We start from the raw sequence: 902 nt of genomic DNA on the forward strand, positions 1-902 counted from the left end.
ACTCCGTAAGCGGCCAGCCGTTCCAGTACCTGACCTTTCTGAACCTGGTCCTGTACGAACGGCATTACGGCGTTTCTGAGCTCGGTGGATTCTGATGCCTGATTTCCGAGCATCGCTGCTTCGCCCGTCACGCCGGTCAGCAGTGGTTCTACCAGGGTATTTCCACGGCGAACCAGAATCTCCTTTACGACTTCCAGGTTCTGCTGCCCCGTTGCCTGATCGACGTTTGATAACCAGCCAAGCCCGTGAGTCGCCAGGGTCTGCACCAGCGACTCTGCCTGTTCGGTTAACTTATCAACTACCCTGGACACGACCCGGACATCACCGGCAAACAGACCGTGCACCAGCTCACCTACCCATGCAGCACCGTCGTGTATCCCTTGCCGGGTCAATTCCCCAAGCACCGCTTCGGCAGTAATGTATGGGTGTTTTTGCAGAAGTGATTCCACCTGATCGGCCACCGCGTTGACCATACCGGCAAGCCCTTCACCCAGCATTCGGTCTATTTCCCGGACTATCATCTTGGCTGAGTCTGTCATTTCCTCCCCGGCGGTGATCTCGGTAACAGCTGCTGTTTTCCAGTCCCCGGATTGCAACCGGTCACTCAGCAGTTCAACCATTAATTCAACCGTGGCTGTGGTCAGAAACGCCGGTAATTGTTCGGTCAGCGCCGTGCCGCCCTCTAAGGCATTCACGTCGTCACATTCTTCACCGTTCTGCCTCGCAGTAAACAGCGCCCCTTCTTTGACGACAAGGTTCATAACCTCACGGATACTGCCCGCCAGAATCGGCTTGACCGCTTCCAACTGACCACTCTGTTTAATGACCAGGTCGACGGCTTCATCAGCCAGGTTACCCAACTGATCAGCAACGGCCTGACGGGCATCATGCCAGTGATCCTG

General features: G+C 56.0%; 1 protein-coding gene. It reads right to left on the reverse strand.

Annotation, left to right across the window (positions count from 1 at the left end; translation table 11 throughout):
* A partial coding sequence (locus CX664_RS26845; protein ID WP_180966635.1) for a hypothetical protein occupies positions 1–902 on the reverse strand: 902 nt, incomplete at both ends.

It is taken from the genome of Endozoicomonas acroporae (genome assembly GCF_002864045.1).
Lineage (GTDB): Bacteria > Pseudomonadota > Gammaproteobacteria > Pseudomonadales > Endozoicomonadaceae > Endozoicomonas > Endozoicomonas acroporae.